Origin of the sequence: Marinobacter sp. UBA2498, assembly GCF_002341575.1 — a bacterium.
GTDB lineage: Bacteria > Pseudomonadota > Gammaproteobacteria > Pseudomonadales > Oleiphilaceae > Marinobacter > Marinobacter manganoxydans.
This window is the reverse complement of sequence record NZ_DDOI01000048.1, coordinates 1178-14616: the sequence shown is the minus strand read 5'-3', so window position 1 is coordinate 14616 and position 13439 is coordinate 1178. Positions and strand designations below refer to the sequence as shown.

Here is a 13439-nt window from a genome sequence, read left to right as displayed (position 1 = left end):
ATCGCAGGCGTCTGGGCCCTCAGCGTGCTGAACATGTGGCTGGCCCTGCCCCTGACCATCGTGCTCACACTGATTCTTCTGCGGCTGATCCCCGGCGATATCAAGCCCAACATCCAGGCCCAGTTTGCAATCTTCAGCAACAAGCACACCTGGTCCATGACCGTGCTCTACATCCTTACCTTTGGATCATTCATCGGCTTCTCCGCTGCCCTGCCGCTGTCCATTACCGTTATCTTCGGCAACATGATGGAAGTGGCAGCCGATGGCACGGTAACCCGTGTGGTCAACCCTGATGCGCCGAGCGCACTGACCTGGGCCTGGATGGGGCCGTTTGTTGGCGCGCTCATTCGCCCGGTGGGCGGCTGGATTTCCGACAAGGTGGGTGGATCCATCGTTACCCAGATCATCTCGGTTGTGATGGTCGCAGCCTCCGTGGCCACCGGCTACGTGATGATGCTGGCCTACAACTCCACTGATCCGAACGCCTACTTTGCACCGTTCCTGATCCTGTTCATCATCATGTTTGCGGCCAGTGGTATCGGTAACGGCTCCACCTTCCGCAGCATCGGTTTCATCTTCAACCAGCAGCAGAAAGGCCCGGTTCTGGGCTGGACCTCTGCGGTTGCCGCCTACGGCGCGTTTATCGCCCCCAGGGTGATGGGCCAGGAAATCCAGGCCGGCACCCCAGAGGTGGCCATGTACGGCTTTGCGGTGTTCTACGCACTCTGTCTGGTGGTTAACTGGTGGTTCTACCTGCGCAAGGATGCGTACATCAAGAACCCCTGATACAGGGTTCAAGTAACAGCCGGCGTCCGTGAAGGGCGCCGGTTTTTTTATGCCTGCTTTCCATCAAAGGCTACCTCCTTACCTGCACAAAATGACGCGCACGCTGGCAAATGCTAGATTCAGGATATTGGATTTAATCCCAAGAGAACCAGGGAGCCTGCCATGTCCTTCGAAGAGCTATTCGACGCGAGCTACGAGCGTGTCCTACAGACCCCACCCGAGGTGCCTGACTTCTTTGAAGGCTTCTATCGCCGGTTCCTGATGTCTTCTCCCGAGGTCCGGGCACTGTTTCGCAATACCGATATGGCCGTTCAGCGGAGTATGCTGAAGAAATCCTTTTTCAGCCTCGTAGCCTTTTACGCCAGCGGCAACGTTGACGATGTCCTTCATCGAATTGCCTGCCTGCACAGCGCCCGCCATCTGAGCATCAAGCCCTACCTCTACGACCTCTGGCTCGACTGCCTGACGGACACCGTAAGAGCCTATGACCAGGAGTGCAGCGACGATATCGAACTGGCCTGGCGGTTGGTTCTGAGCCCTGGAATCACCTACATGAAATTCGGCTACGACCACTTCTGATCCGTGGTCATAGTAAGACAGGCCTGGCCCCCAAAATGATGTCCCTTCAAACGCAAAAAAGCCGCCGGGCAATGCCTCGGCGGCCTTTTCTTCAACCGTTCCGGGTTAGCTGGTAGCGGCAGCCTGCCGGCGACGCTCTTCCTCTTCGATCTGGAGATCCACAGAGGACACCTGGTATTCGTCGGCAAAGCCTGACTCCGGCTCCTTCAGCCACATGATGCACAGCAACCAACTGACAAACGCGCCACCGGCAATGATGTAGAAGAACTGGGTCGGGGTTACGAAGGTGAAGATGGTCAGGTACACCACCGCACCCACGTTACCATAAGCGCCCGCCATGCCGGAGATCTGGCCGGTCAGGCGCCTCTTGATAGAGGGTATGATGCCAAAGGTGGCGCCCTCGGCACCCTGCACGAAGAACGAGGTGAATACGGTAATACCCACGGCAATAATCAGCGGCCAGTTAGAGTTCATCAGGCCCATAAGCGCGAAGCCCACCGAGATGCCGAACATGTAACTGAGCATCACAAACCGGCGGTTGCCCATACGGTCTGAAACCAGGCCACCCATTGGGCGTGCCACCAGGTTCACGAAAGCGAAGGAGGCAGCGATAAGGCCGGCTGCGGTCGCACTCAGGCTCCAGGTTTCCTCGAAGAACATCGGCAGCATGGACACCACCGCCAGCTCGGCACCAAAATTGGCGAAGTAGGTGCTGTTCAGAGCTGCAACGCTGTTGAACGGGTACTTGTCGTCCTCGGGCACACCCTGTTTCAGCAAGGGAATATTAACCCGGAGAATCTGGATAATCTGATAGCAGACAATGGCCACGATCACCGCGTAACAGATAGCGGCTCCGGTCGCACTCAGGTACCCCATGTTCTCGATTCGCCATACCAGGATGCCCAGAACGCCCACCAGGGGAATGGTCCAGAGGATCAACTTGATCATGTCCCCCCAGCTGCTGACTTCCAGAGCCACGGCCTTGCGCGGCTTGCGATGAACGGTGCCCGCCGGGCCGTCGGTAATCGCAAACCAGTAGTACACACCATACGCCGCCATCACGATTGCGCTCTGGGCGATGGCCCAGCGCCAGCCGTCTTCACCACCGTACATGTGCAGTGCAATGGTTGGCAGAGTTATAGCCGCAGCGGCCGAGCCGAAATTGCCCCAACCGGCATAGAAGCCTTCGGCAAAGCCGATGTCTTTCGGTTTGAACCACATGGCGGTCATGTGGATACCCACCACAAAGCTGGCACCAATGGAGCTGAGCACCAGGCGGCTGACCAGGAGCTGGGTCATGGTGTTGCCGAACGCAAATACCAGGGCAGGGATGGCCATCAATACCATTAGTACCGAAAACACCCGGCGGGGGCCGAAGCGGTCCAGGGCCATGCCCACGATAATCCGGGCAGGTATGGTCAGCGCTACGTTGGCGATGGCAAACAGGCGAAGATCATCCGCGGTGAGCCAGTTGACGCTTTTGAGCATACTGGATGCCAGCGGCGCCATGTTGAACCACACGTAGAAAGTTATAAAGAATGCGATCCAGGTCAGGTGCAGAGCCCTGACTTCCGGATTTTTGACGTGGAAAACGTCTGCGACTTTCATGTCAGCCTCCCTGGGCTTTCAGATACAGAAACGGTTATAGCCAGACTCAACGGCTGGGCAGAATAAGAAGCGGGCACTGGATGCGACGGGCAAGGAAGGAACTCACGCTGCCGAAGGTCATGTAATCCAGTTCGTCCACGAAGTAAGTCAGTGAGCGGGCAATAAAACCGCCGTCAGGCTCATGGCTGTGGCGGGCGATAACCAGCATGTCCGGATGAACCTTTTTCTCCGCTGCGAACAGCAACATCTTTCGGGCGTCGCCCTCCAGAAGCATGTTTTCGACGGAGATCTGTTCCTGCTCACACACCTCCATGGCCTCGGCGATGTGCTTTTTCAGATCGTTCAACTCTTCCTGGAACATGTCCTCGTTTCCCGAGGTGATGTCGCGGGGGTTTTCGGCAACGGCCACGAGGGTAATGACCGGTTTGAGGTCGCGGAACATGGTGATGGTCTGGGCCAGCGCCAACCTGGCATTTCGCGAGCCGTCGTAGGCAATCATGATTTTCATTTTTGAGTTCTCCAAAGGGCGCTTTCGGTACCCTTTCAAAGGCTATTTCAAGGGGCATCCATTGATATCTGTCAGCATTAGCCCACACTCCGGGGCCGCCCATAATTGACGTAAATCAACGCTGAGAGCGCGTACCCCACCAGAGCAATCAGGGGTCTATCCCCCTGCCCCCAAAACCCTCTGATTGCCTACCACCACTGCACCCAGCAGGAGGTACCTCCAATGCCCCGCATGGAAAAACCCTGGTTTTGGTAAGGTTTAAGAAGTGTTTTCAGACCTCAATTGATGAGCAAGCGGAGGGAGCGGAGCATGGCCAATACCCCGTCAAAGCCAGCGCAATACCGTGCGCTCGGTTTATCCACATTTGCCTTCACACTGTGTTTCGCGGTGTGGACCATTTTCTCCATCATCGGGATCCGCATCAGCGAGGATCTCGGGCTGTCGGATACCCAGCTGGGGCTGCTGATGGCGACCCCGATTCTCACCGGCTCGATAAGTCGACTTTTCCTGGGAATATGGACAGACCGGTACGGCGGCCGCTGGGTGTTCGGCATTCTGATGCTTACGACCGCCGCCTGCGTGTACCTGCTCACCTTCGCAACCACTTACCTCATGCTGTTGGTAGGGGCTCTGGGCGTTGGCCTGGCAGGCGGTGCCTTTATCGTGGGGGTGGCTTACACAGCGGCCTGGTTTGAACCGGAGCGGCAGGGCACAGCCCTGGGCATTTTCGGTGCGGGCAACGTGGGCGCAGCGGTGACCAATTTCGGGGCCCCGTTCCTGCTGGTGGCATTCGGCTGGGAAAGCACCGCGCAGATCTACGCCACGGTGCTGGCGATCATGGGCGTCGTTTTCATTCTGCTGGCCAAGGAAGATCCCCTGGCCGCAGAGCGGGCTGGCAGCAAGGCCAAAACCTTCCTGGAGCAGATGGAACCCCTACGGGAGCTGAGGGTCTGGCGCTTTGCCCTGTACTACTTCTTTGTGTTCGGCGCCTTTGTGGCTTTGGCCCTCTGGCTGCCGCACTTCCTGATTGGCGTCTACGGCCTGGACATCAAAACCGCCGGCATCATTGCCGCGCTCTACACCATCCCTGCTTCCCTGTTCCGGATTCTGGGCGGCTGGATGTCGGACCGTTTCGGCGCCCGCCGGGTGATGTACTGGACCTTCGGAGCGTCGGTTCTGTGCACGTTTCTGCTGAGCTATCCGCCCACCGATTACGTGGTTCAGGGAATTGATGGTGATATCCGCTTTACCCTGGCCATGAACCTGCCCATGTTCGTGGCGCTGATCTTTATCCTCGGATTCTTTATGTCCCTGGGCAAGGCAGCGGTGTACAAACACATTCCGGTTTACTACCCCATGCATGTCGGCGCCGTAGGCGGTGTAGTTGGCATGATCGGCGGGCTCGGAGGATTTATCCTGCCACTGACCTTCGGCGTACTGAACGACCTTACGGGCATCTGGCAGAGCTGCTTTATGCTGATGTTTGTGATCGTCGCAGCTGCCCTGGCGTGGATGCACTACGCGATCCGCTCTGCCGAGCGGGTGGAGTGGGCCGCCAACGAGGAAAGAACGGATTTGCCGGAACTGGCCTCGCCACAGCTGTTTTATCCACTGAACCGCAAAAAACCCAAAGAACCTCTGGCGCCACCGCCAACAGCCGGCCAATCCTGACGCCGCTTGATTGATTGCCCCTCGTTGCCCCGCACTGCGGGGCTTTTTCGTATAATCGCGGGGACTGGAATGAGGCTGATTCGGTAAATGGGAGAAACATCATGGCCAAGTGGCTGGTTAAATCAGAACCTGCAGAATGCGGCATAGAAGATTTTGCGAAAGCCCCGGACGGTGTGATCCCGTGGGACGGAGTGCGTAACTACCAGGCCCGGAATTTCCTGGCCCAAATGGCGGAGGGCGACGAGGTTTTCCTCTACCACTCCAGCTGCAAGCACATCGGGATTGCCGGCATCGTGACGGTTATTCGCAGCGCCTATCCGGACCCAACCCAGTTTGACCCGGAATCGCCCTACTACGATGGCAAGAGCACCAGGGAAAAGCCTCGCTGGCAGGCTGTCGACATGAAGTATGTCCGCACCCTGCCAAGTTTGATCCCGCTAGAGGAGCTGAAATCCATGGCCGGGCTCGAAAACCTGCCTCTAGTCCGGAAGGGTAACCGGCTCTCTGTGATGCCCGTGGGCGAGGAGGAATGGCAGATCATCCTGAGCCAGGCGGGCTGACACCAGGGATCTGCCATCGGCGCGTCACTCGTCGTGAGGAATCGGATCCGGGCTACGGTCCCAGCCCACCAGTGCCAGAGTCGCAACAACGCCAATCAACAGCCCCATCCAGGGTTCAAAGAATGCCAGCGCGGCGCCAATCAGAACCACCGTGCCCCGGGACGCGTTATCCCTCGGAATCGACATGGCGATGTAGGCGCAGGCAAGACCCGTGGCAATTGGCTGCTCAAGCAGAAAGCGTTCGGCGTCATCCACGAAGACCCGCTTGAGCGCCGCAATCGAGGCAATCAGGGAGGCGTGAATCATTGAGAGTGCAACGGCTTCTTCAAAACTCAGGCCAAAGAAGGCGGTCATCACGGGGATCAATGCCAGGCCTGTGGCGGCAGAAACAAACAGCCCCTGCAGGAACTCGGACCAGCACAGGCGCGTGTGGTAAAACGGCACGCGGAAGGTGAACAGCCCCAGCGCCAGCCGGCTAACTCCGGTCTGTCTTCCATGGAATGTCACTCGCTTTTGGTATTGTTGTTTGTGACCTGATTGTGGGAAGGGTTTGCCCATCGCACGAATGAATATTTCTGATCAAGCCGAATAAATCATGCTTATTACTTACGGCCGCTTCGCTGTCAGGGGCGTCCGACCATCATTCAGGCTATCCAATTCCGTCGCAGCCCTTTAGAATTCCGCCCTCCCCCCGAATTATCTGGAGCCGAAGTCTGCCATGTCGTCCCAAATAAGCCCCGCCTCCGGTTTCGAGAAACTCCGCCGCATTGAGTCCAGCAAGGTTTTTCAGGGCGCAGTCATTACCATCATCATCCTGTCGGCACTGACCATTGGCGCCAAAACCTATGATCTGCCGCCATTGGTGGAAAAATCGCTGATCGTCATGGACAACGCCATCACCCTGTTTTTCCTGGTGGAAATCCTGTTCCGGTTTGGTGTATGCGCCAACAAAAAGCGATTTCTGTTCGACGGCTGGAACCTGTTCGACACCCTGGTGGTAATCGGCAGCCTGATTCCTCTGGATAACTCCGAAGCGGTGTTGCTGGGGCGTCTGTTGCGGGTGTTCCGGGTATTGCGCCTGGTGTCTGTAGTTCCGGAACTCCGGTTCCTGATCAACTCGCTGTTAAAAGCGATTCCGCGCATGGGCTACATCGCCCTGCTGATGTTCATCATTTTCTACATTTACGCGGCCATGGGTTCGATGTTCTTCGCCAGCGTGGACGAGGAGCTCTGGGGCGACGTGGCCATTGCCATGCTGACACTCTTCCGGGTGGCTACCTTCGAGGACTGGACGGATGTGATGTACGCCACCATGGAGCAGTATCCGCTGAGCTGGGTTTTCTACATCACCTTCATATTCCTGACGGCGTTTGTTTTCCTGAATATGATGATCGGGGCAATCCTGGAGGTTATGAGTGAGGAGCAGAACGCCAAGCAGGCCCAGAAGGCCCACGATGAGCGGGACGAAATTGCCCGCCAGCTCCAGGCCGTTCAGGTACAACTGGCGGAGCTGACGAAGCAGATCAGCGAAAAGCGCTGACTCAGAACGGCTTGGCCAGGGCCAAATGAAGAATGGCCGTAACCTGCACCAGGGCCAGTACCGCCGCGGAAATTCGAACGGGCTTTCCGAGGGTGGTTTTCAGAGCGAACACGCCAGCAATAATGTAGCCGACCAGTAAGACAATTTTGGCAATCAGCCAACCCGGCATGGCCGAAGCGTACCCGGCCACAAAAACCAGAGAGATCGCCGCCACCAGCAAAATGGTGTCGTTGATGTGGGGAATAAACCGCAGCGGTGTCTGTCGCCACCCAGGTCTTCCGACGGCGTCCAGGAGCAGACGCAGGGCAAAGAGTGTGATGGTGAGGTACGCGGTGGTCACGTGCAGGTGTTTCAGAATCATGTACGCGGTCATGAAAGTTCCTTAGTTAACAGGCGTTTTGCCGCATTGTACGCAATCTACCTACAAGCAGGTATGGTTAACGCGGTTGTCAGGGTTTAACATATACACAGAATACATGTATATGGGAGACATCTATGCGGGCCATTCCTACTTCCCCTGAACGGGCGCCGGTCAGCGTCAGCCAATTATTTTCCTACCCCTTTCGGATTTTCTTTCTGTCCATGACCGTTCTGGCCCTTGCCGTCATTCCCCTCTGGGTGATGCAGGTCAATGGTGTTATCAGTCTTCCACTGGCCATGCCCGGGTTATTCTGGCACCAGCACGAGATGTTGTTTGGCTTTCTGTCGGGAGCGATCGCGGGGTTCCTGTTAACCGCAGTGTGTGTTTGGACCCAGACAGAACGAACTCATGGATTCAGATTGGTGCTGCTCTGGGGCGTCTGGCTGGCCGGCCGTGTACTGCTGGCAACCGGTGCTGACCTGCCTTACTGGCTGGTTCAGGGCGTGAATCTGGCATTCCTGCCCCTGGTGATGGTGGATGCCGGCTGGCGAATCTGGCACGCGCGGCAAAAGCGGCAACTGATGATCATGGTGGTACTCGGTCTGCTCTGGCTGATGCAGATCGGATTTGTAACCCGGCTCGAGATGGCCTTCAGCTATGGCGCTCTGATCATGGCCATGGCACTGATCAGCATTATCGGCGGTCGCATCACTCCGGCATTTTCAACCGGATGGCTGCGTCAGCGGGGCCTCGACAGTACCGCTGTAAAAACGGTGCCCGCACTGGATATGGCAACGGTGTTCAGCCTGATTCTCCTGATGGCATCACTGGTCACGGGCTGGCAAACGGTGACCGGTGTGCTGGCCCTGCTGTCTGGTGTGCTTATGCTGGTGCGTCTTGCTGGCTGGAAAGGCTGGCTGGTTCGCCAGGAACCACTGCTCTGGATCCTGCACCTGTCCATACTGTGGGTGCCGGTGTCCCTGTTCCTGCTGGCGGGCACACTGTTCGCAGGCTGGCCTTCCAACGCCTGGAGTCACGCCGCCGGAACCGGCGCGGTCGCGTGCCTCATTCTCGGAGTTATTGCCCGAGTCGCCCTCGGCCACAGCGGCAGGCCACTGGTGCTGCCCAAAGGCATGGTGCTTGCGTTCCTTGCGATCCATCTGGCGGCGCTGATTCGGGTACTTACCGCCTTTGAATTTATCCCCTGGCACCCCGGCATTGGCAGCAGCACACTGCTCTGGCTGTTTGCTTTCGGCGTGTTCCTTTACCGCTACACCGGAATCCTGGCGAGCCCAAGGCCGGATGGCCGCGAAGGCTGAGCCGCTGGTCAGGCGGCTAATTGCTCCCTGACCAGTTCCTCGAACCTCGCCCTCGCTTCCCGAAATCGAGCGGCCGGAAAATGAATACTGATTCCCTCAAGTGCCGCCAGCAGCATTTCCAGATGCGCATCCCAGCCAGCGCAGGCAATGGGCACCAGATCGTCGTTGGGCAACAGCAGGCTCAGGGACAGTCGGGTTCCCTCGCTGGTGGGCTCAAGCTCCCATATCAACGGACGTTCCGGCGTATCGTTGGAGCTCCAGGAATAGGCCAGGCGGCGATTCGGCTGGCAATCCGTGATCCGACAGTCAATCGGCATGCCACTGTTGCCAAAATCCAGCTGAACGCGACCACCCTGTCTCGCCTCCAGCGTGCCCGGTGCCAGCCACTCGGCGAGACACACCGAATCGGTCAGCATCTTCCAGACCGTTTCCGGCCCGTGCCCGATCTCCCGTTCCAGGTGAACCATCACCCGGTCCCCCTTGCGCCGAACACTGCCTTCAATGGTTTCCTCATTCCCGGACATAGATCCTCCTTACCAATATCGAACTCCGGATAAACGGAGACAGACTCGGGAAGAGTGTATTCAACGGGCCGCAAAGCCACCTTGATGACCATCAAACAGGGGAATCCGGCCAAATCGGGGAACTCTCCGGTCGCAATCATCCACNNGACCACCTTGATGACCATCAAACGGGGTAAACAGACAAAATCCGGGAACTTCAAACCGGCAATCATCCACTAAAGGTCAATAGCTCCTCGCGAAATTCGAGCTAAAGTATGAGGAAATCATTTTGTAACAGAGACACTGGCACTATGAACCCGGATCATTTTGATAAAGAAGACCTGATCAAATGCGGCCATGGCGAGCTCTTCCCCGGCTCCATGCGCCTGCCCATCAACGAGATGCTGATGTTTGACCGCGTCACGCACATTGCGGACGACGACGGCCTCTACGGCAAGGGCAGCCTGGTAGCGGAGCTCGACATCAATCCGGACCTGTGGTTCTTCAAGGTGCACTTCGTTGATGATCCCGTGATGCCGGGCTGCCTCGGCCTCGATGCCATGTGGCAGCTGGTAGGCTTCTTCCTCGCCTGGGGTGGCGGTGAAGGGAAAGGCCGCGCATTGGGCGCCGGTGAAGTGAAGTTCACTGGCCAGGTCTTGCCGACGGCCAAGAAAGTCACCTACCGTCTGGATCTCAAACGCGTGATCAGGCGCAAACTGACCATGGCAATTGCCGATGGCCGGATGGAAGTAGATGGCCGGGAAATCTACACAGCCAAAGACCTGCGGGTCGGCATGTTCACCTCGACCGATGATTTTTAGGAGTTAACAGGATGCGTCGTGTTGTAATCACCGGTATGGGCATTGTTTCCAGCCTTGGTACCAACCAGAAGGAAGTCGCACAGTCACTCAGGGAATCCCGTTCTGGCATCGGCTTTAGCGAAGAAGCCCGGGACAATGGTCTGCGCAGCCACATCTGCGGCCAGATCAACCTGAACCTGCCCGAATTGATTGACCGGAAACTGTGGCGTTTCATGTGCCCCGCTTCCGGTTACACCTATCTGGCGATGCTTGAGGCTATCGAGCAGGCCGGGCTGACCGATGAGCACATCAAGGCCGACACCACTGGTATCATCTTTGGCCAGGGCGGCGCCTCGACGGTTGAGCTGCTGGATTCCATCGATACCCATCGCGACCGCGGTATCCGCCGTGTCGGGCCCTATCGCGTGCCGCGCACCATGGGCAGTGCGATCAACGCGTCACTGGCAACCGGATTTGGCATTCGCGGCATCAACTACGGCATCACCTCTGCCTGCGCTACCAGCGCGCATTCGATCGGCCATGCCGCCGATCTGATCGCTCTCGGGCGCCAGGATGTCATGTTTGCCGGCGGAGGCGAAGATATCCACTGGACCCTGAGCCTGCTGTTCGATGCAATGGGCGCCCTGTCGACGAAATACAACGACACGCCTGAACTGGCGTCACGCACCTATGACGCGAACCGGGACGGCTTCGTGATTTCTGGTGGTGGCGGTGTGTTGGCCCTTGAAGCGCTGGAGCACGCAGAAGCGCGGGGCGCAAACATCCTGGCAGAGCTCGTCGGCTTCGGTGCAACTTCCGATGGCGCCGACATGGTTGCCCCGAGTGGCGAGGGCGCAGTGCGCTGCATGAAGCAGGCAATGAAGAACCTGGATGGCGAAATCAGCTACGTGAATACTCACGGCACCAGCACCCCGGCCGGAGACATCACCGAGCTGAAAGCATTGAAAGAGACGTTTGGCGACAAGATCCCGCCGCTGAGCTCCACCAAACCCCTTTGCGGCCACGCTCTTGGCGCGGCGGGCGTGCATGAGGCTATCTACAGCCTCATCATGCTGCGTGACGGCTTTATTGCTCCATCGGCAAATATCCAGGACCTTGATGAAGGGGCCGAAGGCTACCCGATCGTTCGGGAACGCATGGATAACCAGAAACTGGACCTGGTGATGAGCAACAGCTTTGGCTTTGGCGGCACCAATGCCTCTCTGGTGTTCAAAAAGGTCTGATCCGGATCAGGAAAGCCTGACAGAGCGATATTCAGCCGGGGATGTTCCCATCCAGCGCTTGAAAGCCCGGCTGAATGCGCTCAACTCCGAAAAACCGAGCTGCTCGGCAATCTCCACCAGCGGTTTGGTCCTGTCTTGCATGTAGGTCAGCGCTTGCCTGCGGCGAACATCCTCAAGCAAACGGGCGAATGTCAGCCCTTCACGCTTCAGTTTTTTGTGCAACGTGTAGCGGCTCATATGCAACTGCGACGCCACGACTTCCACACCAACTTTGCCACGAGCAAGCTGCACACTGATCAGGGAACTGACCCTGACACTCAGCGAAGCCCGCGCCACCTCTGGCGTCAGAGGCTTTGATGCCATCCTGAATTCCTCCTTTGCAACGCTTCGGCCCGAAAAGTCCGAACCGTGAGCGTACACATGTTAGCCGAAAACAATCAATAAGACCTTTGAGCAGGATCAAGGGAACGGCCGACGGCATGCGGCAGAATGCCCCGTTTTCAGAATCGCCCGGAGCCACTATGAACACCCCGGAACTGCTCGCCCCCGCGGGCACCCCCGAACACCTTGAAACCGCCTTTGCCTATGGCGCCGATGCGGTCTACGCCGGCCAGCCGCGCTATTCGCTGAGAGTAAGAAACAACAGTTTCAAAGACGTTGCAGCGCTTGGCGCGGGCATTGAACGGGCCCACGAACTGGGCAAACAGTTCTACCTTGTCTCCAACATAGCACCTCACAACGACAAGGTGCGGTCCTATCTGAGGGATCTGGCGCCAGTACTGGAACAAAAACCCGACGCGCTGATCATGTCAGATCCCGGCCTGATCATGCTGGTGCGGGAAAAATGGCCAGACCAACCCATCCATCTTTCAGTACAGGCCAACGCGGTGAACTGGGCCACGGTAGAGTTCTGGCGGCGTCAGGGAATCAGCCGAGTCATCCTCTCCCGTGAACTGGCCCTGAATGAAATTCGCGAGATCCGCGAACGGGTCCCGGAGATGGAGCTCGAAGTCTTCGTTCACGGCGCCCTGTGCATGGCTTATTCTGGCCGCTGCCTGCTCTCGGGTTACATGAACCACCGGGACGCCAACCAGGGTGCCTGCACCAACGCCTGCCGCTGGAACTACAAACAGGTCCAGCACGGCCACGACCAGACCGGCGACCTGATCGCCACCTGTGGCGGCGGCGACGTACAGGAAGTGGCACCGAAAGAAATCCTGCTGGAAGAGCCCAACCGCCCGGGCGGATTCATACCCGCCTATGAAGACGAGCACGGCACCTACATCATGAACTCAAAGGATTTGAGAGCCGTTCAACACGTTGCTGAACTGGCAAAGATGGGCGTTCATTCCCTGAAAATTGAGGGCCGAACCAAAAGTACCTACTACGTGGCACGCACTACCCAAGTCTACCGCCGTGCCATCGACGAGGCGATGCAGGGCAAGCCGTTCGACATGAACCTGATGGACGAATTGGAAGCCCTCTCCAACCGGGGCTATACCGAAGGCTTCCTGCGCCGCCATATGCCCCGGGAATACCAGACCTACGAACAGGGCTCCTCATTCCTTGGCACCCAGCAGGTGGTTGGCACCATTACCGGCAAGGATGACCAGTGGCTGACCATAGACGTGAAGAACAAATTCGCCCCCGGCGACCAACTGGAACTGATCAGCCCGGCCGGCAACATCCGGTTCTCGGCTAATGTCATGGAGAACCGAAACGGCCAGGCCATGGACTATGCGCCGGGCAGCGGGCATATCGTGCGGATTCCAAAACCGGCTAATCTTCCACAAACTCTGGAGCACAGCTACCTCACCAGACTCCTGGCTACCGGCGACTAGCAATTAGTCTGAGGCGCCAAGCGGGATTGCCTCCCAAAACCGTGCATTGCCATGGATGGCAATGCCGAGCCCCCAGGGATGGGTTCACGGCGTGTTTTGGGAGGCAATCCCGCTTGGCG

General features: G+C 57.7%; 15 protein-coding genes. 9 read left to right on the top strand and 6 right to left on the bottom strand.

From position 1 onward, the window contains the following. Together B2W52_RS05780 and B2W52_RS05775 are read left to right on the top strand one after the other, a co-directional pair. On the top strand, positions 1-786 hold a 786-nt coding region (locus B2W52_RS05780), incomplete at its 5' end, for an MFS transporter (RefSeq protein ID WP_414673479.1). 162 nt (positions 787-948) lie between these two features. Then, positions 949-1365 (top strand): globin, encoded by a 417-nt coding sequence (locus B2W52_RS05775; protein WP_053112978.1) that lies wholly within the window; start codon positions 949-951, stop codon positions 1363-1365. Between the two features lie 105 nt (positions 1366-1470). Here B2W52_RS05775 and B2W52_RS05770 read toward each other — a convergent pair whose 3' ends face one another. Together B2W52_RS05770 and B2W52_RS05765 are read right to left on the bottom strand one after the other, a co-directional pair. Next, positions 1471-2973 (bottom strand): MFS transporter, encoded by a 1503-nt coding sequence (locus B2W52_RS05770; RefSeq protein WP_008175473.1) that lies wholly within the window; start codon positions 2971-2973, stop codon positions 1471-1473. Between the two features lie 46 nt (positions 2974-3019). Next, complete coding sequence (locus B2W52_RS05765) at positions 3020-3481, bottom strand: universal stress protein (protein ID WP_008175475.1); 462 nt, start codon at positions 3479-3481, stop codon at positions 3020-3022. Between the two features lie 309 nt (positions 3482-3790). Between B2W52_RS05765 and B2W52_RS05760 the strand changes: the two genes are divergently transcribed. Together B2W52_RS05760 and B2W52_RS05755 are read left to right on the top strand one after the other, a co-directional pair. Next, on the top strand, positions 3791-5152 hold the full coding sequence (locus B2W52_RS05760; protein WP_273069448.1) for an MFS transporter: 1362 nt from the start codon (positions 3791-3793) through the stop codon (positions 5150-5152). Between the two features lie 101 nt (positions 5153-5253). Continuing rightward, entirely contained in the window at positions 5254-5712 is a 459-nt protein-coding gene (locus B2W52_RS05755; RefSeq protein WP_273069450.1) for an EVE domain-containing protein, read from the top strand. A gap of 24 nt (positions 5713-5736) precedes the next feature. On the opposite strand, the gene B2W52_RS05750 is transcribed toward B2W52_RS05755, so the two are convergent. Next, positions 5737-6219, bottom strand: coding sequence for a hypothetical protein (locus B2W52_RS05750; RefSeq protein WP_273069452.1), 483 nt, complete (start codon positions 6217-6219; stop codon positions 5737-5739). 211 nt (positions 6220-6430) lie between these two features. On the opposite strand from B2W52_RS05750, the gene B2W52_RS05745 reads away from it, so the two are divergent. Beyond that, entirely contained in the window at positions 6431-7252 is an 822-nt protein-coding gene (locus B2W52_RS05745) for an ion transporter (RefSeq protein ID WP_273157020.1), read from the top strand. A 1-nt stretch (position 7253) separates the two neighbouring features. On the opposite strand, the gene B2W52_RS05740 is transcribed toward B2W52_RS05745, so the two are convergent. Further along, a complete protein-coding gene (locus B2W52_RS05740) occupies positions 7254-7625 on the bottom strand; it encodes a SirB2 family protein (protein ID WP_041645567.1) in 372 nt (123 codons plus the stop codon). 122 nt (positions 7626-7747) lie between these two features. Here B2W52_RS05740 and B2W52_RS05735 point away from each other — a divergent pair, with 122 nt between their 5' ends. Beyond that, complete coding sequence (locus B2W52_RS05735; protein WP_273070671.1) at positions 7748-8932, top strand: NnrS family protein; 1185 nt, start codon at positions 7748-7750, stop codon at positions 8930-8932. Positions 8933-8940: 8 nt separating this feature from the next. Here B2W52_RS05735 and B2W52_RS05730 read toward each other — a convergent pair whose 3' ends face one another. Then, entirely contained in the window at positions 8941-9456 is a 516-nt protein-coding gene (locus tag B2W52_RS05730; RefSeq protein WP_273070674.1) for an SRPBCC family protein, read from the bottom strand. Between the two features lie 290 nt (positions 9457-9746). Here B2W52_RS05730 and fabA point away from each other — a divergent pair, with 290 nt between their 5' ends. Both fabA and fabB read left to right on the top strand, forming a co-directional pair. After that, positions 9747-10256, top strand: coding sequence for a bifunctional 3-hydroxydecanoyl-ACP dehydratase/trans-2-decenoyl-ACP isomerase (gene fabA, locus B2W52_RS05725; protein ID WP_008169354.1), 510 nt, complete (start codon positions 9747-9749; stop codon positions 10254-10256). Between the two features lie 11 nt (positions 10257-10267). Next, complete coding sequence (fabB, locus tag B2W52_RS05720; RefSeq protein WP_273070676.1) at positions 10268-11479, top strand: beta-ketoacyl-ACP synthase I; 1212 nt, start codon at positions 10268-10270, stop codon at positions 11477-11479. 6 nt (positions 11480-11485) lie between these two features. On the opposite strand, the gene B2W52_RS05715 is transcribed toward fabB, so the two are convergent. Next, positions 11486-11842 carry a helix-turn-helix transcriptional regulator gene (locus B2W52_RS05715; protein WP_014578227.1) on the bottom strand — a complete coding sequence of 119 codons (357 nt, stop codon included), beginning with the start codon at positions 11840-11842 and terminating at the stop codon, positions 11486-11488. Positions 11843-12000: 158 nt separating this feature from the next. On the opposite strand from B2W52_RS05715, the gene trhP reads away from it, so the two are divergent. Beyond that, the gene (gene trhP, locus B2W52_RS05710) at positions 12001-13320 is read left to right on the top strand and encodes a prephenate-dependent tRNA uridine(34) hydroxylase TrhP (protein ID WP_273070677.1); all 1320 of its coding nucleotides are present in this window, start codon (positions 12001-12003) and stop codon (positions 13318-13320) included. The last annotated feature ends 119 nt before the right edge of the window (positions 13321-13439 follow it).